This is a genomic window from Halomonas ventosae (assembly GCF_004361885.1).
Classification (GTDB): domain Bacteria; phylum Pseudomonadota; class Gammaproteobacteria; order Pseudomonadales; family Halomonadaceae; genus Halomonas; species Halomonas ventosae_C.
Map to the genome: position 1 here is coordinate 20,674 of NZ_SNWH01000021.1, position 23,677 is coordinate 44,350.

23 protein-coding genes and 1 riboswitch are annotated in these 23,677 nt (G+C 64.5%); of the genes, 11 read left to right on the plus strand and 12 right to left on the minus strand.

The features are described from left to right. Window positions 1-8 precede the first annotated feature (8 nt). Together pta and DFO68_RS12855 are read right to left on the minus strand one after the other, a co-directional pair. On the minus strand, window positions 9-2,186 hold the full coding sequence (gene pta, locus DFO68_RS12850) for a phosphate acetyltransferase (protein WP_133484040.1): 2,178 nt from the start codon (window positions 2,184-2,186) through the stop codon (window positions 9-11). After that, window positions 2,173-3,363, minus strand: a complete 1,191-nt coding sequence (locus tag DFO68_RS12855) for an acetate/propionate family kinase (RefSeq protein WP_133484041.1) — start codon at window positions 3,361-3,363, stop codon at window positions 2,173-2,175. The genes pta and DFO68_RS12855 overlap by 14 nt, the downstream gene beginning before the upstream one ends. Before the next feature lie 242 nt (window positions 3,364-3,605). Here DFO68_RS12855 and DFO68_RS12860 point away from each other — a divergent pair, with 242 nt between their 5' ends. Next, a complete protein-coding gene (locus DFO68_RS12860) occupies window positions 3,606-4,109 on the plus strand; it encodes a porin family protein (RefSeq protein WP_133484042.1) in 504 nt (167 codons plus the stop codon). Between the two features lie 224 nt (window positions 4,110-4,333). On the opposite strand, the gene tenA is transcribed toward DFO68_RS12860, so the two are convergent. Then, window positions 4,334-5,002, minus strand: coding sequence for a thiaminase II (gene tenA / locus DFO68_RS12865; protein WP_133484043.1), 669 nt, complete (start codon window positions 5,000-5,002; stop codon window positions 4,334-4,336). Between the two features lie 74 nt (window positions 5,003-5,076). Further along, window positions 5,077-5,219, minus strand: a riboswitch (TPP riboswitch). Here tenA and DFO68_RS15545 point away from each other — a divergent pair. Continuing rightward, on the plus strand, window positions 5,177-5,353 hold the full coding sequence (locus tag DFO68_RS15545; protein WP_166637577.1) for a hypothetical protein: 177 nt from the start codon (window positions 5,177-5,179) through the stop codon (window positions 5,351-5,353). Its footprint overlaps the riboswitch before it by 43 nt. Here the strand turns inward: DFO68_RS15545 and DFO68_RS12870 are convergent. The 5 genes from DFO68_RS12870 to DFO68_RS12890 all read right to left on the minus strand — a co-directional run bounded on the left by DFO68_RS12870 (window position 5,344) and on the right by DFO68_RS12890 (window position 9,099). Next, on the minus strand, window positions 5,344-5,853 hold the full coding sequence (locus tag DFO68_RS12870) for a methylated-DNA--[protein]-cysteine S-methyltransferase (RefSeq protein WP_133484044.1): 510 nt from the start codon (window positions 5,851-5,853) through the stop codon (window positions 5,344-5,346). The genes DFO68_RS15545 and DFO68_RS12870 overlap by 10 nt on opposite strands. A 172-nt stretch (window positions 5,854-6,025) precedes the next feature. Further along, window positions 6,026-7,225, minus strand: a complete 1,200-nt coding sequence (locus DFO68_RS12875) for a PQQ-dependent sugar dehydrogenase (protein ID WP_133484045.1) — start codon at window positions 7,223-7,225, stop codon at window positions 6,026-6,028. A 67-nt stretch (window positions 7,226-7,292) separates the two neighbouring features. Continuing rightward, a complete protein-coding gene (locus tag DFO68_RS12880) occupies window positions 7,293-8,225 on the minus strand; it encodes a lysophospholipid acyltransferase family protein (RefSeq protein WP_133484046.1) in 933 nt (310 codons plus the stop codon). Between the two features lie 3 nt (window positions 8,226-8,228). Continuing rightward, window positions 8,229-8,609: a DUF4870 family protein gene (locus DFO68_RS12885; RefSeq protein ID WP_133484047.1), complete on the minus strand. Its 381-nt coding sequence runs from the start codon at window positions 8,607-8,609 to the stop codon at window positions 8,229-8,231. Between the two features lie 97 nt (window positions 8,610-8,706). Further along, window positions 8,707-9,099: a VOC family protein gene (locus tag DFO68_RS12890; RefSeq protein ID WP_133484048.1), complete on the minus strand. Its 393-nt coding sequence runs from the start codon at window positions 9,097-9,099 to the stop codon at window positions 8,707-8,709. A gap of 70 nt (window positions 9,100-9,169) precedes the next feature. Here DFO68_RS12890 and DFO68_RS12895 point away from each other — a divergent pair, with 70 nt between their 5' ends. From DFO68_RS12895 to DFO68_RS12925, 7 genes are all read left to right on the plus strand, one after another. Beyond that, window positions 9,170-9,820, plus strand: coding sequence for a class I SAM-dependent methyltransferase (locus DFO68_RS12895; RefSeq protein ID WP_133484049.1), 651 nt, complete (start codon window positions 9,170-9,172; stop codon window positions 9,818-9,820). Window positions 9,821-10,042: 222 nt separating this feature from the next. Continuing rightward, a complete protein-coding gene (locus DFO68_RS12900; RefSeq protein ID WP_133484050.1) occupies window positions 10,043-11,467 on the plus strand; it encodes an MFS transporter in 1,425 nt (474 codons plus the stop codon). 94 nt (window positions 11,468-11,561) lie between these two features. Further along, window positions 11,562-13,400, plus strand: coding sequence for an acyl-CoA dehydrogenase (locus DFO68_RS12905; RefSeq protein ID WP_133484051.1), 1,839 nt, complete (start codon window positions 11,562-11,564; stop codon window positions 13,398-13,400). Between the two features lie 104 nt (window positions 13,401-13,504). Beyond that, window positions 13,505-14,902, plus strand: a complete 1,398-nt coding sequence (locus DFO68_RS12910) for a solute carrier family 23 protein (RefSeq protein WP_133484052.1) — start codon at window positions 13,505-13,507, stop codon at window positions 14,900-14,902. Window positions 14,903-14,982: 80 nt separating this feature from the next. Further along, the gene (locus DFO68_RS12915; RefSeq protein WP_133484053.1) at window positions 14,983-16,614 is read left to right on the plus strand and encodes an acyl-CoA synthetase; all 1,632 of its coding nucleotides are present in this window, start codon (window positions 14,983-14,985) and stop codon (window positions 16,612-16,614) included. A 20-nt stretch (window positions 16,615-16,634) separates the two neighbouring features. After that, entirely contained in the window at window positions 16,635-17,480 is an 846-nt protein-coding gene (locus DFO68_RS12920) for a 3-hydroxybutyryl-CoA dehydrogenase (RefSeq protein ID WP_133484054.1), read from the plus strand. A gap of 198 nt (window positions 17,481-17,678) precedes the next feature. Continuing rightward, on the plus strand, window positions 17,679-18,452 hold the full coding sequence (locus DFO68_RS12925) for an enoyl-CoA hydratase-related protein (RefSeq protein ID WP_133484055.1): 774 nt from the start codon (window positions 17,679-17,681) through the stop codon (window positions 18,450-18,452). Between the two features lie 88 nt (window positions 18,453-18,540). Here DFO68_RS12925 and thpD read toward each other — a convergent pair whose 3' ends face one another. Continuing rightward, a complete protein-coding gene (thpD, locus tag DFO68_RS12930; RefSeq protein WP_133484056.1) occupies window positions 18,541-19,491 on the minus strand; it encodes an ectoine hydroxylase in 951 nt (316 codons plus the stop codon). A 197-nt stretch (window positions 19,492-19,688) separates the two neighbouring features. Further along, window positions 19,689-20,441 (minus strand): Mut7-C RNAse domain-containing protein, encoded by a 753-nt coding sequence (locus DFO68_RS12935; RefSeq protein WP_208107429.1) that lies wholly within the window; start codon window positions 20,439-20,441, stop codon window positions 19,689-19,691. Window positions 20,442-20,686: 245 nt separating this feature from the next. Between DFO68_RS12935 and DFO68_RS12940 the strand changes: the two genes are divergently transcribed. Together DFO68_RS12940 and DFO68_RS12945 are read left to right on the plus strand one after the other, a co-directional pair. Continuing rightward, complete coding sequence (locus DFO68_RS12940) at window positions 20,687-21,502, plus strand: ZIP family metal transporter (RefSeq protein ID WP_133484057.1); 816 nt, start codon at window positions 20,687-20,689, stop codon at window positions 21,500-21,502. 131 nt (window positions 21,503-21,633) lie between these two features. Beyond that, on the plus strand, window positions 21,634-21,981 hold the full coding sequence (locus tag DFO68_RS12945) for a hypothetical protein (RefSeq protein ID WP_133484058.1): 348 nt from the start codon (window positions 21,634-21,636) through the stop codon (window positions 21,979-21,981). 242 nt (window positions 21,982-22,223) lie between these two features. Here DFO68_RS12945 and DFO68_RS12950 read toward each other — a convergent pair whose 3' ends face one another. Together DFO68_RS12950 and DFO68_RS12955 are read right to left on the minus strand one after the other, a co-directional pair. Beyond that, window positions 22,224-22,892 carry a 2OG-Fe(II) oxygenase gene (locus DFO68_RS12950; protein ID WP_133484059.1) on the minus strand — a complete coding sequence of 223 codons (669 nt, stop codon included), beginning with the start codon at window positions 22,890-22,892 and terminating at the stop codon, window positions 22,224-22,226. Beyond that, complete coding sequence (locus DFO68_RS12955; protein WP_133484060.1) at window positions 22,889-23,509, minus strand: CoA pyrophosphatase; 621 nt, start codon at window positions 23,507-23,509, stop codon at window positions 22,889-22,891. The genes DFO68_RS12950 and DFO68_RS12955 overlap by 4 nt, the downstream gene beginning before the upstream one ends. Between the last annotated feature and the right edge of the window lie 168 nt (window positions 23,510-23,677).

Below are 23,677 nucleotides of genomic sequence, written 5' to 3' on the forward strand. Positions count from 1 at the left end.
CTCACCGCTTAGTGTGGTTGGGCGGCCTGAATGGCGGTCAGGGCGATGGTGTAGACGATGTCGTCGACCAGAGCGCCGCGCGAGAGGTCGTTCACCGGCTTGTTGAGCCCCTGCAGCATGGGGCCGACGCTGACCACCCCGGCGCTGCGCTGTACCGCCTTGTAGGTGGTATTGCCGGTATTGAGGTCGGGGAAGATGAACACGGTGGCACGACCCGCCACCGGCGAGTCTGGGGCTTTCTGACGGCCCACACTCTCGATGGCGGCGGCGTCGTACTGCAACGGGCCATCGATGCATAGCGAGGGCTCGCGTTCCCGGGCGATACGCGTCGCCTGGCGAACCTTCTCTACATCGGCGCCGCTGCCCGATTCGCCGGTGGAGTAGCTGATCATGGCTACCCGCGGCTCGATGCCGAAGGTCACGGAGGAGCGGGCGCTCTGGATGGCGATCTCGGCCAGGGCCTCGGCATCCGGGTCGGGATTCACGGCGCAGTCGCCATAGACCACCACCTGCTCGGGCAGCAACATGAAGAAGATCGATGATGCCAGGCGATAGTCCGGCGCCGTGCGGATCAGCTGGAACGCCGGGCGCAAGGTATTGGCGGTGGTATGGATCGCCCCGGAGACGAGGCCGTCGACCTCGTCCTCGGCCAGCATCATGGTGCCGAGTACCACGTTGTCCTGTAGCTGAGAGGCGGCCGTTAGCTCATTGAGCCGGTCGGGACGGCGTTCGACCATGGGTTTCACATAGTCTCGGCGAATGCCCTCCGGGTCGAGGATCTCGAGGTCCTCGGGCAATTCGATGCCGCGCTGGCGGGCGACGTCTTCGACCTCCTCGCGCTTGGCCAGCAGCACACAGCGTGCGATGCCGCGCCGCTGGCATATCACGGCGGCTTCCACGGTGCGCGGTTCGCTGCCCTCGGGCAGCACGATACGCTTGCTGGCCTGCTGGGCCATCTTTACCAACTGGTGGCGGAAGGCGGCAGGGGATAGCCGACTCGGGTAGCCGCGGCTGAGGTTCTCCTTGAGCCATGACAGATCGAGGTGATCGGCGACGAAGCGGGTCACCTGCTCGGCCCGCTCCGGGTCGTCGATGGGAATGTCGTTGGGCATGTGATCGAGACGCCGGGCGGTAGTGAAGCTGTCGGTATCCACCGCCATCACCGGCAGTCCACTGCGCAGTGCCGGCCGGCAGATCTCGACCATGGCGTCATTGGGCAACTCATCGTGGGTCAGCAGGATGCCTGCCAGGGGCACGCCGTTCATGGTCGCAAGCGCCGCGGCGAGCAGGATGTCGTCGCGGTCGCCGGGAGTGACCAGCAGACGGCCGGGGCGGAATACGTGCAGGGCATGGGAGGCGCTGCGCGCGCACAGGCTGGTACCCAGCACGCGGCGGCTGGCAGCCTCGCCCTCGTGCAGGAAGCGTGCCTCCAGGGCTCGGGCGACATCCAGTACCCGCGGTGCCGAGAGGGACGCATGCCAGGGCGCCGCGCCGATCAGCTGGAAGCGCTCGCCGCCCAGGGTCGGCAGGTGGCGGCGCAGGCTGGCAACCAGCTCCTCGTCACGCCAGGCGCTGAGCCCGGCAGCGGTCAGCGGCATGGCGGTATCGTCATCCGGCAGCAGACGCAGCCGCATCAGGATACAGCCCAGGGTACGCGGTGATTCCACGCCATCGAAGGCCTGAGCATGCATGTCCAGCTGCTCCGCCAGGTCCTGAGGGTCGTTCAAGTCACCATCGGCCACCAGAATGATGCGCGCATTGAGGGCATGTGCCAGTTGGACATTGAGCTGGGTGGCGTAGCTGCTGTGCGAGCTGGGCGCGAGCCCCTCGACCACCACTAGCTCGGGAGCTTCGTCCGCCTGCGGGGTAGCAACCTGGGCATGACGCTCTACGGCCTCTTCCATCAGCTCATCACTGTGCTCCTCGCGCAGCAGGCGCTCCAGGCGTGCCTGGGAGAGCGGCTCGGGAGGCGACAGGCCCAGGGTGCTGGAGACCAGGGCGCAGGAACGATCCGGCCCGTCGCCATTGAGCTCGTTCTGTCGGAACGGCTTGAGAAAGCCGGCCTTGAGCCCGAGGGTATCCAGGGCGCGTATCAACCCGAGACAGGCCGAGGTCAGGCCCACGCCGCTATCGGTAGGCACCAACAATAGGGTGCGAGGCTCGGGGCGTTGATCAACGGGCGTCATGATGGCTCTCCTGCAGCAGCTGACGGGTTTCCTCGGCGATGCGCTGCTCCTCGTCGGTGGGGATGACCCACAGCTCGGGGCCTACGTCCTGGTCGATGCGGCGCTCGTCTCCGTTCGAGGTGGCGCCATTGGCCTTGGCGGAAAGGCGCAGGCCGAAGTGCGGCAGATGCTCGACTATCCGCGCGCGCACGGCGCTGGCATGCTCGCCGATACCGCCGGTAAAGGCGATGCCATCCAGGCGGGGCAGCGCGCAGGAGAGGGCCGCCAGCGACTTGGCCACGCGGTAGCAGAACACCTCGATGGCCAGTTCGGCGCCCGCATGATGCTCGGCGGCCGCCTGTTCGAGACGGCGCATGTCGTTGGAGAGGCCTGAGAGCCCCAGCAGGCCGCTCTCCTTGTTGAGCAGGGTATCGATGCGCTTCAATGACCAGCCCAACTGACGACCCAGGTGAGCGTGCAGGCCGGGGTCCACGTCGCCGCTACGGGTGCCCATCACCAGCCCTTCCAGGGGCGTCAGCCCCATGCTGGTATCCACGCTCTCGCCCTGCCAGACCGCACAGGTCGAGCAGCCGTTGCCCAGGTGGGCGATCAGCCAGCCACCGGAGTGATGCTTGCTGAGGGCATCGAGCCGGGCGCTGACATAGGCGTGGCTGCTGCCATGGAAGCCGTAGCGACGGATGCCGTGTTGGCGATAGAGCTTCTCCGGCAGTGCATAGCGATAGGCCCGAGGTGCCAGGGTCTGGTGGAAGGCGGTATCGAAGACTGCCACCTGGGGCAAATCGTGGAAGAGTGCCAGGGTCGCATTAAGCCCGGCGAGATTGGCCGGGTTATGCAACGGCGCCAGTTCACTGGTGGCCTCGATGGCCTTATGCACCTCGGCATCGATACGGGTGGCCCGGGTGAAGCGCTCGCCACCATGGACGATACGGTGGCCCACCGCCAGGGGCCGCACCCCTTCCAGGCGTTCGAGGATGGCCGCCATGGCCGCGGCGTGGTCGGCGCCGTGCAGAGGGCACGAGAAGTCACGACCGGCGCTGTCGACCCCGGCGAGGCGCGCCTCCTGGCTGCCCAGTCGTTCGGCCTTGCCGGCCAAGCGAGGCTGGTCAGGAGAGGCAGGAACCAGAGCGTACTTGATGGACGAGGAACCGCAGTTGATTACCAGTACCGGGTCATGCATGGCGCCTCCTGTTCCGGGCGTCGAGTGTGCGGGCGTTGCGGCCAGGGCCCAGGACATGGCCCTAGGCAGAAGAAATCTAGCATGTTGCAGTGCAGAATGCAGTGACTTGCACGGCTTGGCGGCGTGGCCTCAGCCCTTTTCGTTGCTCGCTTGGACGCGACGCATCTTGTACTTTCGTCTAAGCTATACCAGAATGATGAAACGCAGGGAAACGCTGTTTCCTAATTGGGAGGTTCACTATCATGAAGACCATCACTCTTTCTGCCGTCTCCACTGTCCTGCTGCTGGTCGGGGCCTCTGCACATGCCCAGGGCGGCCCGCTGAGCTACCAGCCGAGCCCTTACCTTGGCGGTGACGCCATGTTCTGGGAGCTCGACCCCGATGGAGGTAGCAGCTTCGACAGCACCGGCCTGCGCCTGCGCGGTGGCGTAGCGTTCAACGACTATTTCGGTCTCGAGGCCCATCTCGGTACCGGTGGCTCCGATGGCCCGGCCGAGCTCGATTATCTGGCTGGCGCGTATGCCAAGGGGACCCTGCCGATCGCCCCGGAATTCCGCCTCTACGGCCTGGCGGGCTTCAGCGAGGTAGATTTCAACGCCGATGACGAGAGCGATTTCTCCTATGGCGCGGGCGCCGAACTTGATGTAGCACCCAACCTCGCCGTGGGTGCCGACTATATGCGCTACCTGGACCAATCGAACTACACCTTCGACGCTGCCAGCGTCGGGGTGACGTTCCGCTTCTGATCGGCCGGCTCGTTCTTGGCGCCATAATGAAACACCCCCGCCGGGCAACCGGCAGGGGTGTTTTTGTTGAATGGGCACGCCAGTGGGAGCGGATTACCTTATTTAGATTTTCTTGTAGAGTTCACCGTCCTGCGCGTGGAACTTTTCGGCCTGCTCCTCCATGCCTTTCATGACGGCGCCCGTATACCGGACAACCAGTGACACCCGTGTTTAGGCATAAGGGGTTAGTCTTGCTGATCGAGCCCCATTTGCCAGAAATCGATCTCCAGCCGGGTCGCATCGCGGAAGATGACTACGAGTTCGCTGAAGCGTTGCGGTGTCACTTCGCTCAGCCGCGCATCGAGCCAGTCCCGCTCGCGGGTCATGGCGCCCTGAAACTCATCGCTTTCGTACATGGCGATCCAGGCATCGAAGGGGTTGGTCGCGCCGCGCAGGGTAAAAGGTTGCGCGTTCAACCAGTTGGCGATCTCGCCATAGCCGATCAGGCAGGGTGCCAGTGCCACATGCAGGTCGAGCAGATCGCCGCGGCTGCCGGTATCCAGCACGTAGCGGGTGTAGGCCAGCGTGGCCCGGGCCTCGGGCAGCCTGGCCAAGTCACCCTCGTTGATGCCCCATTCGCGGCAGTAAGCCACATGCAGGCCGAGCTCGATATCGACGATCGTCTTCAGCCCTTCGTGGGCCTGGCGCAGGTCGGCCAGCGAGCGGCTCTTGTAGATCGCCAGGGCCTGGGCGCGAGCGAAGTGGATCAGGAACAGGTAATCCTGTGCGAGATAGTGACGAAAGGCGGTATCGGCAAGCGTGGCTTGTCCCAACTGGCGGACGAAGTCGTGCTCGATATAAGCACTCCACTCATCCGCACAGGCACGGGTCAGGTCGGTGAAGCAATAGCCCATGGCTCCTCCAGTATAACGACGATCCGGAGGGCAGCGGCGAGAATCAGGAATGGCGCGGAAGGGGCGTTGAGCAAGGCCGGCCATTGCTTGATCCCTACGCCGGTACACTCACTAAAGAGGCCACCCTCTAAAGCGATCACCCGGATCAGGTTCCGCGGGATCCGCCATGCCTCAATGGCGATCTCAGCCGGCTTCACCGGCACCCCGTCAAGCATTGCGCGCGAGACGCGCGAAGAGCAGTTTGGGCCAGGAGCGTTGAAGGGTCAAATGGGGGCTGATCTTCTTCAGGCCGATGCCAAGCCGATGCCGCAGCAGGCAGGCGCAGCGCCGGATGCCGGCGATCAGGTCTGAGCAACGCTGTGCCGGATACGTTGCCCGGCTTCGAGATCGCGCAGCGCGCGCTTGCGCTCCAGGCCGCCGGCGTAGCCGGTTAGGGCCCCCTTGCTGCCCACTATCCGGTGGCAGGGCACCACGATGGTCAGCGGGTTGCGGCCAATGGCGGTACCCACCGCGCGGGCAGCGCCGGGGGCCAGGCCTAGCCGATGAGTGAGTTCGCCGTAGGTAGCGCGCTCGCCGTAGGCAATGGCGGCGAGGGCTCGCCAGACGCGTTGCTGGAAGTCGCTGCCCGAGGGGGCGAGCGGCAGCGAGAAACGCGCTAGGCGTCCGGCGAAATAGGCGTCGAGCTGGGATCGGGTCTCGTCGAGCAGGGTGTCGTCGCCGTTGTCGGGCGTGTTGCTGGCAATATCAGGGCAGTGGCGCTGGCCGACGAAGAAGATGCCGGTGAGGGCGTCTTGCTCTGCGCGCAGCAGCATCTCGCCGAGCGGCGAATCGATGCGGGTCTGGCGGATCATGGGCGCTTCTCCAGTGAAGAGGATACCTCGCCGAGACTGGCGTGACGCTACAAGTGCGTGGCAGCGAAGTACCGCCAGGGCAGCCAGTCTCCGGGCGCGCGCTGACCAATGTATTACAATTGCGCATTGGGCCCTGCCCGGCTGGTGGGAATCGATCAGCGATCTGGCCCACTCAGTCGCCGACGGTCAGCCGATAGAGCCCCGTCTCGCCGGCATCGGTGGTGAAGTAGACGGTGTTGTCGGGGCCCACCACCACGCCCACCGGACGGGCCCAGCGCCGGCCCTCAGCGTCCTGGAAGCCGGTGACCAGCGGCATCACCTTGCCGTGGTGGCCGTCGGCATCGAGACGCACGCCCATCAGCGCCGGTTCGCGGCGTGTCGCCGGATCGCCGCTGGCGCTGCCGGTGGGCGCGGTGCCCCAACTGCCGTGAAGGACGCTGATCAGGTCGACGCCGAGGGGATGGCCGTCGGGGAGGAAGGTCAGCCCCATCGGCGCGCTGCGCGCCGGGAAGGTGGCAACAGGCGGCGTGACCGCGCTTGCCGGCTTCGGCGGAGCGGTGTCGATGCAGTTGTCGCGTTTCACCTCGCCGTCGATCCATTGGAACCAGGGCATGCCAAAGAAGCGTCCCGGCTCGGCGCGTACCAGTACCTCGCGGGGGCGCTTGAAACCCCAGTGATCCGGGCCGTTGTTGTTGGCATAGAGCGTGCCATCGTCGCGCCAGGCCAGGCCGACGGGGTTGCGCAGGCCGCTGACGTAGGGGCGCCAGGCGGGCTTGGCGCCACTCTCGTCGAGAACCATGACGCCGCCGCGGCGATCATCGAAGGGGTAGTCGCCGCCCAGGTACTGATTCGAGCAGTTGCCCTGGATGCCCAGCGAGAGATACAGCCGGCCGTCGGGGCCGAGACTCAGCGAGCGCGAGTTGTGCCCGCCGCCACCGGGAATCGCCGCGACTTGGTGGAAATCGTCGGCGTCAAGCGTGGCGCCCGTGTGATAGTCGGCGCGCAGCAGGGCGTCGGTAGTGGCAACGTAGAGCGCCTCGCCGCGGCGCACTGCGCTGTGCGGATAGTCGTCGAGGCGGACCAGTTCCTGCGCATTATCGTAGGGCGGCGTCAGGCGATAGACCGTGTCGGCCTGGCTGCCGATGAACATCTCGCCGTCGTGGCTCAGACTGATCAGGCGCGGGTTGTCGAGTGCGACGAGCTTGGCGATGTGCGCCCCGGCCGGCGCCTCGAGACGCTGCGAGGTGCCAGCCACGGCGACCGTGGTCTGCGCCGCCTCCTGTGCCCGGGCGGGGGTGGTTAAAAGTGGCGTCATCAGCAGCGCGGCAAGCAGCGAGACGCGCTGGACACAAGCTGGGAGCCGGACCGACATGAAGAACCTCCGATAGTATGGGTGCGTCCCGTTAGCGTAGTCGACACCCGGCGCGGTGGGCGACGCGTCAGCGATAGAGCCGGAAATGTTTGAAGTCCGGGTGGTCTTCCGCCTCCTGAGGGGTCTTGCGATAGCGCTTGTACTCCCATTGGTACTGGGCCGGGTCCAGGGCGATAACGGCCTCCACACTGGCATTGACGCCGGTGGCCGAGGTGACCTCGTCGGTGGCGTAGACGCGCGGGTCGGCGGCCAGGAAGTGTACGGCGAAGCCCTTGCCGGGCAGGCGCAGCGCCACCCCGGTGACGACCCGCGCCTGGGTGCGCGCTACCAGCTTGGGCAATAGGGTGGCGGTGTAGGCGAGCCGGTTATAGAAGGGCGCGAAGACACCTCTGCCCCAGTCAGGCTCCTGGTCGGGCAGGATGCCCACCGCCTCGGCGCGCTTGAGGGCTTTGAGCAGCGCGGCCACGCCACGGGGGGTGGTGGGCACCAGGCGCGCACCGCGGCGCTCGCGGCCCTGGCGGATGATTGGTTCCAGCGGGGCGAGCTTGGGTGGCTCGTACATGGCGGTGAAGGGGAAGTGACCGGAGAGCCAGAAGTTGAGCACCTCCCAGTTGCCGAAGTGGGGGGCCAGTACGATGACACCGCGGCCCTCGTCTCGGGCCTTGTCGAGTAGTTCGCGACCATGGACCTCGAGAATTGAGGCCTCGACCCGCTTAAGATCGCCCCGCCAGGCGAACCCCAGCTCAAGCATAGTGGCGGTGGAGTGGGTCAGGCTCTGCCGGGCGAGCTGACGGCGTTGGGCGTCGTTGCACGAGGGGTAGACCGTCATCAGATTGGTCCGAGTGACTCGCCGCTCGCGGCGACTCAGCTGCTCCACCAACGGGCCGGCCAGCCTGGCCAGCCACCACAGGGTGGTGAGGCGTCGCCTGGCTAGGCTGCGCCACAGGGTGGCGATGGCGCGGGCCTGAAGTTCGCTGGAGGGAGACTCACCCGCGGCCATGGCTCACACCCACCAGGTGTCGACATGATCCGGGGCGCGATGCTCGTTAAGGGTCTTGAGCCCCTTCACACAGCGGAGCACCAGCCATACCACCGCGGCCAGCCAGGTGAGAAAGCCGATCAGTACCAGGGTCAGTAGCCCGGAAATGCCGAAGTAGAGCAGAGCGATCCAGAAGGTGCGGATCTGGTAGCGATAGTGCTCGTCGAGCCAGGCCGGGCCGTTGCCGCGGTAGACGTAGGCGATCACCACGCCGACCAGCGAGGTGAGGCCGCCGGTGATTATGCCGGCCAGATGCAGCACATACACCACGATAGGGAGGGTAGTGTCGGGGCCACTGCCGTGCTTGGCGATGGCTCGGTCGTTCTGCGCTTGCCGTTCGTTCATGGCGCCTCCCTGAAGATCGATGGTGGGAGCCAATCATACCGGTCGAAGCGCGCAATGCCAGCGAACTTCAGGCCAGTGAACCTCAAGCCAGCGGGTGTTAGTCAGGTCGGGGCTTCACCGGGCGGCTGAGCTCCAGCAGGTTGCCGTCCGGATCGCGCAGATAGAGCGAGGTGAGTTCGCCGGTGGCACCCTGGCGGGTTACCGGGCCGAGCTCGACCTCAACGTCCAGCGCCTCCAGATGGCGCTGCACCTCATCGAGTGGCAGCAGGCTGCGCAGGCAGAGATCGAGGCTGCCGGGCGTGGGGGTGGCGGCTCGAGGGGTGACGTCGGTGGCAGTCCAGTGCAGGCGCAGGGCGATATCGCCCAGCATCAGGTCGACGCGCTCGCGGTCACGGTAGCGCACTTCTAGTCCCAGCACTCGAGAGTAGAAGTCCACGGCACGGGAAATATCGGTCACGGTGATGACCAGGTGGTCCAGACCTGACAGCATTCGGGTCTCCTTGCGGGTTCTGGAGCGAACAGGGGAATCGTGGAGGGAGTGTTGTGGCTCAGAGGATACGATGATGCTGACTTGTCCGCTATGCGCGTCCACCGACACCGGGCACTTTCACCGTGATGGGCGGCGCGACTATCATCGTTGTGGTCACTGCGCGCTGGTGTTCGTGCCGCCGGCCCAGAGGCTCGGGCTGGTTAATGAGCGCAAGGTCTACGACCAGCACGAGAATACCCCGCACGATCCTGGCTACCGGCGTTTCCTGTCGCGGCTCTACGAGCCGTTGCGCATGCGGCTCTCGCCCAGCGCCCAAGGACTCGACTTCGGCTCGGGGCCGGGGCCGACGCTATCGGTGATGTTCGAGGAGGCGGGCCACCCCATGGCGATCTATGATCCCTTCTATGCGCCTGACGTGTCGGTGCTCGAGCAGAGCTACGACTTTATCACCGCCAGCGAGGTCGCCGAGCACCTCTTCGCGCCGGGCCGCGAGCTGGCACGACTGGCCGACCTGCTGAGCGTCGGTGGCTGGCTGGGGCTGATGACCAAGCGCGTCACCACCCCCGAGGCCTTCATGCGCTGGCACTACATCCTCGACCCCACCCATGTGGTCTTCTTCAGCGAGGCGACCTTCCGTTGGCTGGCTGACGAGCTGGAGATGCATGTCGAGTTCCCTGCCGCTGACGTGGTGCTGTTTCACAAGCATAAACGCCGTGGCTGATGGCGCCGGGGATGACCGGGTGAGCCCTTGCTGGCACTGCACAGGCCGTCTGTAGCAGCGAGCGGGGGAGCATTTGACTCGCCGGCTGGGAAGCGTATGATTGCCGCGCCCACGATGCTGCGAACGTCGTAACCAATGCCGAGACAGGCGCTTCACGGCACTGTTTTTTTGTTGCTTGCTACTCCACGCTGCTCCCCTTTATCGACTGCTGTGAGGCACTTCATGTCGCGGCATCTGCTGGCCATGGCCCTCCCGCCCCTGCTGGGGCTTTTCATCCTGGGCATCGGCAACGGCTTTTTGGCCACGGTGATCACCCTGCGGCTGGATGCCGCCGGGGAGTCTCCGGTGGTGATCGGCTGGGTCTCGTCGGCCTACTTCATCGGTCTGGCGCTGGGTGCCATGCTCAACGACCGGCTGCTGCTGCGCATCGGCCATATTCGCGCCTACGGCAGCTTCGCCTCGCTGGTGGCAGTGACCGTGCTGCTGCAGGGGCTGGTGGCCGAGCCGTGGGCCTGGTTCGCGTTGCGCCTGATCGGCGGCTGGGCCACGGTGGGCGTCTACCTGGTGATCGAGAGCTGGCTGCTGGCCTCCGGCGATGCCCGAGTGCGTGGCCGCCTGTTGGCGCTCTATATGATCTCGCTGTATGCCGCCGGCGTCTTTGGCCAGCTGCTGCTTGGCGTCACCGAGGGCATGGGCGGGGCGACGTCATTCATAGTGATCGGCATGCTGGCCTCGCTCTCGGTACTGCCCATGGCGATGATCCCGCGGGTCTCACCGCTGATCGAGAAGGCCGAGCCGCTCTCACCGCTGCGCCTGATCACCCTGACCCCTACCGGGGTGATGGGCAGTTTCGGCTCGGGGTTGCTGGTCGCGGCCGTCTACTCCCTGTTGCCGCTCTACCTCCAGCGCACCGGCCTTGCGGTCGACCGGATCGGGCAGATGATGGCGGTGGTGGTGCTCGGTGCCATGCTCCTGCAGTACCCGGTGGGGCGCTGGTCGGACCGCCATGATCGCCAGCAGGTTCTTATCCTGATCGGGGCCTTCTGCACCCTGATCTCCTTGGCGGTACTGTGGCTGCCAATGAATGCCTGGCTCCTGGCCGGGCTACTGTTCCTGCTCGGCGGAGGCGTCTTCTCGCTGTATCCGGTGGCAGTCGGCCATGCCGCCGACCGTGCCCCGGCCGGGGCCCTGGTGCGCATGAGCCAGGGTCTGCTGCTGATCAACGCCATCGGCTCGGCGCTGAGCCCGCCGCTGATCTCGCCGGTGATGAGCCTTTTGGGTGATGCCGGTCTGTTCTGGGCCTTTGGCGGCCTGGGTCTGTTCCTGGTGGCCTTCTTCGTCTGGCGGCGTAGCGTGCGTCCGGCGCCGGTACCGGTGGCGCCGTTCCATGCCAGTACGCCGATGTCGGCGGCAGGGGCGGAGCTCGCTATCACCGATGAGTGGATGCAGGGCGCCATCGAGCACGAGCACATCGAGGATCTGTCCGGCGCTGTACCCGAGGTCGAGGTGGCCGAGCCGCTGGTAGGGCCGCCACCCTCCGATGAGCCGCATATCGTCTACTACGACGACTCACGAGCTGATGCCCCGCAGCCACCACCCGCCCAGGAGGCGCCGTCGGGCATTGAGCGGGGCTCAGGGCGCGGCTGAGATACCCTGCGGCCGGATGCTAAGACCTTGGGATAATGGCTGGTGAGCAGTCGCACCTCTAGGATCGACGTACACATTTTCCTGAGGAGCCTCAATGATCCCCTTTGCCGCGCCTGTCCGCGACACTCGTTTCGTGCTTGAGGAACTGCTCGAGCATCGTTCGCTCTCCTTGCCCGGCTTCGAGGAGGTTAGCCCCGAGCTGGTAGAGGCCGTGCTGGAGGAGGCCGCTCGGCTGGCCAACGAGGTATGGGCGCCGCTCAATGCCAGTGGCGACCGTCAGGGCTGCACTCGCCGCGATGACGGCAGCGTGAGCGTCCCCGATGGCTTCGCCGAGGCCTACCGCGCCTATGCTGAGGGCGGCTGGAATGGCATTGGCGTCTCCGAGGCGTTGGGCGGCCAGGGGCTTCCTGAGGTGGTGGCCAGCGCCGTGCAGGAGATGCTCCACGGCGCCAACATGGCGCTGGGGCTGTGCCCGATGCTTACCGCTGGCGCGATCGAGGCCCTGGCCCACCACGGCAGCGACGAGCAGCAGGCCACCTACCTGGCGAAGCTCGTCGAGGGCACCTGGAGCGGCACCATGAACCTCACCGAGCCCCAGGCGGGCTCGGATCTCTCCAAGGTGCGCACCCGCGCTGTGCCCCAGGAGGATGGCAGCTACCGGCTGTTCGGCCAGAAGATCTACATTACCTGGGGCGAGCATGACGCCGCCGAGAACATTATTCACCTGGTATTGGCGCGAACTCCCGATGCCCCCGTGGGTAACAAAGGCATCTCGCTGTTCCTGGTGCCGAAGTACGTGGTGAAGAAGTACGTGGTGAATGAGCCCCAGGTCAATCAAGACGGGAGCCTGGGCGAGCGCAACGATGTCATCTGTGCGGCCATCGAGCACAAGCTGGGGATCCACGGCTCGCCCACCTGCACCCTGAGCTTCGGTGAAAACGGCGGCGCCATCGGCTACCTGGTGGGGGAGGAGGGTCGCGGCCTCAACCACATGTTCACCATGATGAACGAGGCGCGCCACAAGGTGGGCGTGCAGGGTATCGGTGTGGCCGAGCGCGCCTGCCAGCAGGCCTTCGCCTATGCCCTGGAGCGGACCCAGGGGCGCAGCCCGCGCTCCGGGCGTAATGACTGCACGATCAGCGATCACCTCGACGTGCGCCGTATGCTGCTCTCCATGCGCGCTCGCACTGATGCCCTGCGCGCGCTGGCCCTTTACTGCGCCGCCCAGCTCGACGTGGCCCGCCACGCGGCGGACGCGGCCGATCGCACGGCGGCCCAGGCGCGGGTCGACGTGCTGATTCCGGTGGTCAAGGCCTTCTCTACCGACCAGGCGGTGGAGATCGCCTCGCTGGGCATCCAGGTCCACGGCGGCATGGGCTATATCGAGGAGACTGGTGCTGCCCAGTTGCTGCGCGATGCCCGCATCGCCCCCATCTACGAGGGTACCAACGGCATCCAGGCGCTGGACCTGGCCGGCCGCAAATTGCAGCGCGACGGTGGGGTCGCCATGGCCGCCTTGATTGACGAGGTGGAAGGTACCGCACGGGCACTCTCGGCAACCCCCGCGCTGGCAACCCTCGGCGAGGGACTTGCCGCCGGTGCCGCCGATCTTACCGCCGCCCTAGCCACCCTGCTTGAGCAGGGCAGTGACCCGACGCGAGGTGCCGATGCCGTCCAGGCCTATGCCACGCCCTTCCTGAGCCTTGCCGGACATGTGTTGTGTGCCTGGCAGATGGGCCGGGCCGCGCTGGCGGCCAGCGCGGCCATCGACGCAGGAAGCGACGATCCCGGACAGCCGGACCACTTCTACACGGCCAAGCAACAGGCCGCCGACTGGGCCATTCGCCAGTGGCTACCTGAAGGCCGTGCCCAGCTGGCGGTGATCGAGGCCGGCATGGCGAGCCTAGCCGCCTTCGACCCCAGCGCCCACTGACGCCATCACCGCCGGCTGCGTGCCGGCGGCACGGTCTTATCCATCGTTCACCCCTTATCAACTGCCAATCCGCTAACGGCTGCCTAGTGGGAAAGGAGATACCCATGCAATTGAAGCATCGCAAACACGGCGAGGAACAACCCTACTGGCCTGCGGGGCCGTTCAAGGTTCGCCTGCCCTTCATTCACTACCGCTGGGAAATGGCCGAGATGATCCAGGCGCTGATCATGTTCGTTGTCAGCCTGGCCATGATTCCACTTCTCGAGCAGTATCTGGGCCTACCCTACGATGTGGCACTGGCCTTCGTGGTGGTGTGTGGCATTGGTTTCATGTTGCCGGCGTTACTGGGCGTGCCCATGGTGCCTGGCTGGATCACCCCTGCGATCCCTGTCGTACTAGTCTTCCTTGGGGACTTCGAGCCGGGTCCCGAAGCCATCCAGGCGCTGTTTGCCCTGCAGTTACTGGTGTTCCTGATCTTCTTTCTCCTGGGGGTGACTGGCTTGGGACGTAAGCTGGTGCATCTAGTGCCTAACTCGCTGCAGGCGGGCATCATCATCGGTGCCGGTATCGCCGCTATTACCGGGGAAATCCAGGAGGGCGGTCGTCTGGCGGAAACACCGATCTCGCTGATCATTGGCATGCTGGTCGCGATCTTCATGCTGTTCTCCGCTGCGTTTCGCAACTGGGTCCAGGATCACGCCATCATTCGCAAGATTGCCAACTACGGCATGGTGCCGGGCATGGTCATCGCCATCCTGGTGGCTTGGGTGTTGGGTGAGTACCCGCGCCCGGTCATCGAGTGGGGCATCACCCTACCCAACTTCAGTGACATGTGGTCATACCTTCCGTTCATGGTGGGCTTTCCGGGTCCGGAGGTATTCCTGCTAGCTGTGCCTACGGCGGTAATCGCCTACGTCATCGCCTTCGGTGACATCCTAGTAGGCCGCAGTCTGATGTCACGGGTTGATCATCTGCGCGGCGACGAGAAGATCGACTACAGCACCGACCGGATTCATCACGTCACCGCCATCCGCAACCTAATGCATGCCTTCCTAGCGCCTTACCCGGGGCTGGCTGGGCCGATATGGACCGCTGTGACCGCCACCATGGCCGAGCGCTACAAGCAGGGCCGTAACGCTATGGAGTCCATCTACAGTGGCGGCGGCACCTTCTGGATCACAGGTTTCATTGCGCTGTTCATTCTGCCGCTAGTCAGCATGTTTCAGCCGGTACTCCCCATCGCGCTCTCCCTGACCCTGCTGCTGACCGGCTATATCTGTCTGATGGTAGGCATGGAGCAGACCAAAACCACTGCCGAGCGCGGTGTGGCGGGCACCATGGCCGTGGTACTGGCAGTGTATGGCGCCGGCTGGGGCCTAGCCGCCGGGGCAGTGCTCTATTATCTGGTGGAAAAGCAGAACCTTTTCGGTCGTGAGGCACAGCGTTCCCTTTCCGATAAGGCGGTGGAGGAAGGTGAGATATCCAAGGATACAATGCAGTAGGAGTAAAACGCGAGCCCGAGCTACAAAACGCAGGTCAATTTGACGACCATCAATGAATCAGCAGACGATAGGCGTACCTCATGACAACTTCCCTCTTCGAACAGGGCCTGCCCAAGACCCCCGCCAACTTCGTGCCACTTTCGCCGCTGACTTTCATCGAACGCACTGCCTCGGTCTATCCAGACTACCCGGCGGTGGTCCATGGCGAGATTCGCCGCGACTGGGGCACCACCTGGGAGCGCTGCCGGCGGCTCGCTTCGGCGCTGGTGAAGCGCGGCATCCAACCGGGAGAGACAGTGGCTGCCATGCTGCCCAATGTGCCGGTGATGTTCGAGGCCCACTTCGGCGTGCCGCTAGCGGGTTGCGTACTCAATACCCTGAACATCCGCTTGGATGACGAGGCGATTGCCTACATGCTGGAGCACGGTGAGGCGAAGGCGATCCTGGTCGACCCCGAGTTCGCTGACGTCGTCGAGGCGGCAGTGAACAAGCTTGATAAGAAGCCGCTGATTATCGACGTGGCGGATGCGCAATTCCTTCCCGAGTGGCGCGCCATCGGCGAGCTTGAGTATGAGGCGCTGCTCGCTGAAGGCGACCCGGCTCACCCCTACCGGCTGCCCGAGGATGAGTGGCAAGCGATCTCGCTCAACTACACTTCCGGCACCACCGGCAAGCCCAAGGGCGTGGTCTATCACCATCGCGGCGCCTATCTGAACGCTACCAGTAACATCCTGGTATGGGCGATGCCGCACCACCCAGTCTATCTCTGGACCTTGCCGATGTTCCACTGCAACGGCTGGTGCTTCCCTTGGACCATCGCCGCCGCCGCCGGCACCAACGTCTGCCTGCGCAAGGTGGAGGCGAAGAAGGTGATGGACCTGATCGCCGACGAGGGGGTGACCCACTTCAGCGGCGCGCCCATCGTGCTCAACGGTCTGGTCAACCTGCCGGACGCCGACAAGCGCGATTTCGACCACCCGGTGAAGGTCACCACTGCCGGCGCCGCGCCGCCCGCCTCGGTGATCGCCGGCGTCGAGCGGCTGGGTATCGACGTTACCCATGTCTACGGCCTTACCGAGGTCTACGGCCCGGTGACTTCCTGTGCCTGGCGCGAGTCGTGGGACGAGCTGCCCATGGAAGAGCGAGCAAAGCTCAAGTCCCGCCAGGGGGTGCGTTATCCCATGCTCGAGGCGCTCTGCGTGGCCGACCCCAACACCCTGGAGCCAGTGCCCAAGGATGGCGAGACTATCGGCGAAATCTTGATGCGCGGCAACAACGTAATGAAGGGTTACCTCAAGAATGAGGAGGCTACCCAGCAGGCGCTTGAGGGTGGCTGGTACCATACCGGCGACCTGGCCGTGTGGCATGCCGACGGCTACATCGAGATCAAGGACCGCTCCAAGGACATTATCATTTCCGGCGGCGAGAACATCTCCACCATTGAGGTGGAGGATGCCATCTATGCGCACCCGGCGGTGGAGGAGGCCGCGGTAGTGGCCAAGCCCGACGAGAAGTGGGGCGAGACCCCTTGCGCCTTCGTCAAGCTAAAGGTGGGCTATGGTGAGGTGACCGAGCAGGATATCATTGACCACTGTCGGGCGCATCTGGCTCACTTCAAGGCACCGAAGACGGTGATCTTCAGCGAGCTGCCCAAGACCTCCACCGGCAAGATCCAGAAGTTCGTGCTGCGTCAAGAGGCGCGCAGGCAGTGACCACAATGGGAGAGAGGGCTATGAGTGAGCAACCGATCGGCGTGGTGGGCGCCGGCACCATGGGTCAGGGTATCGCCCAGGTCCTGGCCACCAGCGGCTTCGTCGTCAAGCTCTATGACGTGGCCAATGAACAGCTCGGGCGTGCCCGGTCGGCCATCGACAAGGGCCTGGGTAAGCGGGTGGCCAAGGAGAAGCTCAGTGATGCCGATCGGGAGGCAGCCCTTGCTCGGCTGGATACCACCACCACGCTGGATGCCCTGCAAGACTGCGAGGTGATCATCGAGGCCGCCCCCGAGCAGCCGGAGATCAAGGAGAAACTGTTCCGCGACCTGAGCCGCCTGAGCCACGATGCGATACTCGCCTCCAATACCTCCTCGCTGTCATTGACCCGGCTCGCCGCGGTATCCGAGCGCCCCGAGCGGGTGGTCGGCATGCATTTCTTCAACCCGGTGCCGGTGCTCAAGCTGGTCGAAGTGATCCGCGCCGAGCAGACCAGCGATGCCACTGTGGCGCGCATCGAGTCGCTGGCGAAGGCGCTGGGCAAGACCGCCGTGCCAGTCGGCGACTCCCCCGGTTTCGCGGTCAATCGCCTGCTGGTGCCGATGATCAACGAGGCGGCCTTCCTGGTGCAGGAGGGAGCGGCCACTGCCGAGGCGGTGGACGAGGCCATGAAGCTCGGCGCCGCCCATCCCATGGGCCCGCTGGCGCTAGGCGACCTGATCGGCCTGGATGTCTGCCTGGCGATCATGGAGGTGCTGCAGGCGGGCTTCGGCGATCCCAAGTACCGCCCCTGCCCGCTGCTTAAGCGTATGGTGGATGCCGGTTATCTGGGGCGGAAGACGGGCCGAGGTTTTCACGTCTACTAATAGGTTGCACGGAGTTCCACGCCGGATGCGCCTCCGGCTGATCCGGCCTACGTTAGTCACGGCTCCAACCGTAGGCCTGGTAAGCGACAGCGCACCAGGCGTAGATTGCTGAAGTCGACAATGAGGGGATTGCCGCCCAACCAAGCGTTCGCTAGGGTTGGGCGGTCTACCTTCAAGAACACTATCAGGAGCCCCCAAATGAGTGAGTCCCCGATCGAAGTTGTAGAAAACGCCGGCATCGTGCGTCTGACCATCAACCGCCCCAAGGCGCTGAACGCCCTGAACAGTGAGATCCTCACCGAACTGGAGTCCGTTCTTGCCGATCTCGAGCGGCGCGACGACCTGCGGGCGGTGCTGATCACCGGCGACGGCGAGAAGGCCTTCGTGGCCGGCGCCGATATCGCCGAGATGCGCGACAAGACGCCGGAGCAGGCCCGCGCCTTCGCCCGCCAGGCGCTGCGCACCATCAAGCGCCTCGAGACCCTGCCCGTCCCTGTGGTGGCGCTGGTCAACGGCTTCTGCCTGGGCGGTGGCTGCGAGCTGGCACTGGCCTGCGACTGGGCCGTGGCCAGCGACAATGCCATCTTCGGCCAACCCGAGGTGGGCCTCGGCGTGATCCCCGGCTTCGGTGGCACCCAGCGCCTGCCGCGTCGTGTCGGTCCGGCAATGGCCATCGACCTGTGCATCACCGGACGCAAGATCGACGCCCAGGAGGCCCTGCGCATCGGCCTGGTCAATCGCGTGATGCCCCAGGCCGAGCTCGAGGCCTATGCCGAGGAGCTCACCAAGCAGCTCTCCGGGAATGGCCCCGAGGCCGTACGCAGCGCCAAGCAGGCCATCCATGATGGCATGGACCAGGATCTGGACAGCGCCCTAGCCCTCGAGACCAGCCTCTTCGCACTCTGCTTCGCCGGCGAAGAGCAGAGCGAGGGCATGAGCGCCTTCGTCGAGAAGCGCAAGCCGAACTTCTGAACTTTTCATACCCCGTAAAACGGCCGTAGCGTCACCGCCACGGCCGTTGTCGTATACAGGTGAAACGGGCGCGAATGTCCGACGCGACTCAGCGCAGCGGGTCGACCCCCTGGCCGGAGAGTTCCGGGAAGTCATCGTGCATCGTCAGCGGCTCAATGTCGCCGCGCGTGGCGAGGAATTCAGGGCGCCGAGATGGGGCTGCATAGGGTTCTTCCAGGGTGTTGTCCACGCTGTTGTAGACGAAGAACAGATTGGAGCGCGGCCAGGGCGACATGTTCTCGTTGGAGGCGTGCAGGGTGTTGCACTCGAACAGCAGTAGTGAGCCTGCCGGCCCCTTGGGTGCCTGGATGCCGCCACGCTCTGCCAGGCTGGCCAGCGACTGCTGGTCGGGCACGCCCAGCGTCTGCGCCTTGAGCGACTCTTGCCAGTTGGCCTCGGGTGTTTCGCCCACGCAGGGCACGAACTGGTGATGGGAACCGGGGATCAGCATTAGCGGACCGTTGAACTCGTTATTGTCGGTTAGCATCAGTGAGGCACTTACCGCCCGCATGCGTGGCATGCCATCCTCGGCGTGCCAGGTCTCGAAGTCAGAATGCCAGTCGAAGCCGCTGCCCTGGAAGCCGTATTTGTCATTGATGCGCGACTGGTGGATATAGACCTCGCTGCCCAGCAGCTGGCGCACCATGCCCAGAATGCGTGGGTCGCGAGTCAGACGGTCGAAATGCTCTGAAAGCTGGTGCATGCCGAACACGGAGCGAATGGCGCCGCTGTTGGGGTCCTGGATGACCTGCTCCGAGCGCATCAGCGACTCGTCATTGGCCATCTGCTTGAGTTCCTCGAAGAACGGCTCGATGCGATCCCGGGAGAAGAATCCCTCGAACCACAGGAAACCATCACGCTCGTAGCGCGAGAGGGCCACTTCATCCAGTGGGCCTTCCCAGCGGCGTTGATTGCGGGCATGCACCACCGGATCCCGGCGGGCAAACGGTGCACGGTACTCGGTCAGGCGAGTGGGATACGGGTCGAGACGATCCACCATAGAGAAACCTCCTCGTGATTGCTGACATGTGAATTTAGAATGTTGCGGGTAAAGTGGGAAATCCTGCGCTCTCTGTCACCTGTGGCCTGTCACCTGCGACATTATTGATCAGGCAGGCATTTGACATGGCATCATTCTTTCTTATTTTCTGGTCGAGACTGCCGGAGTTCAACCCCCGCTCCCTCCGGTCGGGGGACTTACTCTGCCGGTGGCGCCAGCGTCCTTCGCAGCCGCGCCACCCGCTCCTCCATGCGCGCGACATGGCTGCCATGCCAGTAGAGTTTGCCGCAGGCCTTGCACTGCAGAAAGTCGTCCACATACTGACGCGTCAGGGGTTCGAGCCGGTCGATCACCGACGCCTTGTCGACCCTGACTAGCAGGCCGTTGCAGTCCGTGCAGCGGGTAAAGGGCGCGAACACCGGCGCGAGGTCGAATTCCCGGCACACCTCCTCGACCTGCCGCCAGGGGTCGTCGCTGCGCACGTAATGGGCGAGACGAATCCGCTTGCGCTTGAGCAGCAGGCGGTCGCGGGTCAATACCACGCGCTGCTCCTGCTCGGCGCGGATGGCCAGTTCAGCGTCGCCGATGTCGTTGCGGTAAAGGCAATCGAAGCCCAGCATGCGCAGGTAGCGGGCCAGCCGGCCCAGTTGGGCATCCGCCAGGAATCGTGGGCAGGCGGGTGGGTGAGGGCGCAGGTGGTGGGCAACCTGCGGGGCCGTCGTCCACGGATAGACCGCCACCCGTTCGCCACCGCTCAGGATGTGCTCGAAGCCCACCGAGACGCCGTCGACCAGGATCACGTCCACCTCGGTATGCGGGACACCCAGCGACTCGATCACGTCCTTGATGGCGGCCCGGCGCGACACCTCGCAGGAGAAGCGCTCGCCGCACGAGGCGGGCGGCAGGAAGTCGTTCAGCCGGTCATGGAAGCGGATGTCGGCATGGGACATGGTGTTTGTCCTCGAAGAGGCCTCAGGTCAGTCTAGGCGATGCGTCCACGAGCCAGCGACATCTCACTGGATGGTCGATGCGACTTGACGTGAGCCGCATCATTACCCGTATTATTCAGGATTCCGGCGTGCGGCTATCATGCCCAATGGCATGGGCAGTTTTTTCGGCATGCCAACGCCTTCATGTCAACTCGGCAAAAATCGACGAATGAACACGACATTTATCATCGACTGGCGACGTTAGGGTGATCGATTTCTTCCAACAGCTTGATCCTGTCATGCAGGCGCTCTTGGCGACACTCTTCACCTGGGGTGTCACGGCGGCAGGTGCGGCTCTAGTATTCGTGACCAACGCCTTAAACCAACGCTTGATGGATTCCATGCTGGGCTTCGCCGCGGGCGTCATGATTGCCGCGAGTTTCTGGTCGCTGCTTGCCCCGGGTATTGCCATGGCAGAGCAGTTGGGCCACCTTCCCTGGCTGACCGCCGTCATCGGCTTCATGGGGGGAGGTATCTTCATGAGGTTGGCCGACAGACTGCTGCCACACCTTCACCCTTTCTTGAGCATGGATAAAAGTGAAGGGATACCGACGACCTGGCAACGCAGCACGCTGCTCGTGCTGGCGATAACCCTTCACAATATTCCCGAAGGCCTAGCGGTAGGCGTGGCTTTTGGCGCGGTGGCTGCGGATCTCCCCTCGGCCACTCTCGGTGGCGCATTTGCCCTGGCGATCGGTATCGGCATCCAGAATTTCCCAGAGGGTACTGCCGTCGCCATGCCCTTGAGAAGAGAGGGGATGAGCAAGCGGAAAAGCTTCTTGTTCGGGCAGGCATCGGGCGTCGTGGAGCCTATTGCTGGAGTTCTTGGCGCGCTGTTTGTACTGAAGATGCAATATATATTGCCCTACGCACTCTGCTTTGCTGCCGGCGCCATGATTTTCGTGGTGGTGGAAGAGTTGATTCCAGAGTCCCAACGAAAACATGAAAACATTGACCTGGTCACCATGGCGACAATGAGCGGTTTTTCGATAATGATGATGCTGGACGTGGCGTTGGGGTGAGGGTGCAATGCCTTGAAGCGAGCGGCATGCTCCCCATACCTGATTTATGATGCTTCATCACCGGCACGGGCCGATTGAAATTGCATCCACGACGGGTAGACTCGTCGTTCGATTTGGCTGACGGAGAGACGATGGATACGGAACTGAGTGAATTCGAGCAACAGATGCGACGCGAGATCAATGCCTTCATGGATAATACCCGAGAGACGCGGCGCAAGTCGGTGATCTCGCCCCCCGAATGGCCTATGGACGACCATCCTACTACCCCCAAGGCAGTGCGCAGCAAGCCTGCCGGCGCACCGAAGACCGGCCACCTGGTCAAACTTGCGGTGCGCACCAAGCCGCTGGAACTCGATCGTGTCTTCGAGCATGTCTCCTCCAGCATCTCCAAGGTCGAGGCCCAACTCGAGGCCGAGAAGGCCGCTCGCAAGGCGGGCTATCCGATTATTGGCTATGTGGTCGAAACCCACCGGCTGTAGGGCGCTTGATGAAGATCACCCAACTCAACATCTAGCCGGTCAAGTCATTAAGTGGCATCTCCCTCGCCGTACTCTTCACCATGCCGGCACCCTTTCGCTGAGACGCCCAACCCTCTCTGGCGCGACTGCCAATCCTCGAAGATCAACGCCATTGACATCCGCACCCTGGTCGCTGAGCGCGTTATACCAGTGGAAAGGTTCGTCCTGAGCCTTGCCGTTCTTGGCCCTGCGCATCACTTCCATCAGTGCGCGGGGTCCACCCGGCTGCCCAGTGAGGCATTGCGCCGGAACCAGCCGGCGATGCTGGCCCGGGGCAGGCGGGTAGGCAGCACCTCGTGGGGTATGCTCTCGGCGAGGAAGCAGGCAAAGGTGCCGGCCTCGGGGCGTACCCGGGCCACTTCGCGGTCGGGATCATCGGCGGAGAAGATCACCATCTCGCCACCGGCCTCGGCGGGCCATCCGGGGTTGAGGTAGCCCACCGTGGAAATCACCCGGTTGGCACGGCCACGGAAGCTGTCGAGGTGTCGCAGGTAGAAGGCGCCGGCCGGATAACGGGCGAAGTGCGCCTCGTACTCGAAGAGGCCCAGGAACAGCGCCCGGTTGAGTTCCTGCTGCAGCTCGCCCATGGCCTCCAGATAGCGGCGCCGAGCGCGGCTCTCGCGGTCCAGCCAGCGAATGGCATCGCCGCGGATGTCGCGGCGCAGGGCATGGGCCTGGCCGCGACCGATGCCGGCCTGCTCGAGGGCTTCGTGGTCGGCCATGGTAGTCACTTCACGATAGAGCTCCGCACACAGCTCGGCGGGGAGAAACCCCTCGCCGACGTACCAGCCTTGGGCCACCAGGGCATCGACCAGCTCGGCCAGGCGTCCGCGGGGCAGGGCGGTGCCCGAGGGGAGCGTGGTCGTCGTCATGGGCGAGAGACTCGGCGCTCGGGGAGATAGAGCAGCTCGCCCGGCGGGCGCTCGAAGAGGCTGATCGGCATGCCGAAGCCCTCGGCGAGCAGTTCCACCAGCATCATTGCCGAGAGCCCCCAGATCACGTGGCCATCGGTTCGGTAGCTGGGCACGTAGTAGTCGCGGCCGTCCACCCGTATCACGTCGGTGTGGGTGCGCTGGTCCTCGAGGAAGTGCGACAGCGGCACCTCGAAGATGGCATCGAGCTCGCCCGGGTCGGGGACAAGCGGCAGGTCGGGCGGGATCAGCCCCACCCAGGGGGTGACGCGCAGGCCATGCAGCGAGACCACCTCCGAGAGCCGGCCGAGCAGTTCCACGCGCTCCGGCGGCAGGGCGATCTCCTCCAGGGACTCGCGCAGCGCGGTGGCCAGCAGGTCGCTATCCTGCGGTTCGCGCTTGCCACCCGGGAAGGCCACCTGGCCGCTGTGGGTGTTGAGGTGATCGGCGCGACGGGTGAACAGCAGGGTCGGTTCGGGCCGGTCGACGATGGGCAGCAGTACCGCGGCCTCGGGCAGGCGCAGGCCGACCCGGCGTGGTCGGTGTGCTTGCAGGCGTTCGCGAAGGTTCTCTAACATGGGGTTTCCATCGGGTTTGATTCCTTCTACTCGGCCGCCATGAGCGGCGTCAAGCCCTGACCGGGTGGTCGTCTATAGTGGACCCTGAAATCCAGACACTGGTTTAAGCTATCGCCTGGCCGATTTCGAAGGGATCGATGATGTCGAATCAGAAACGCAACACCCACT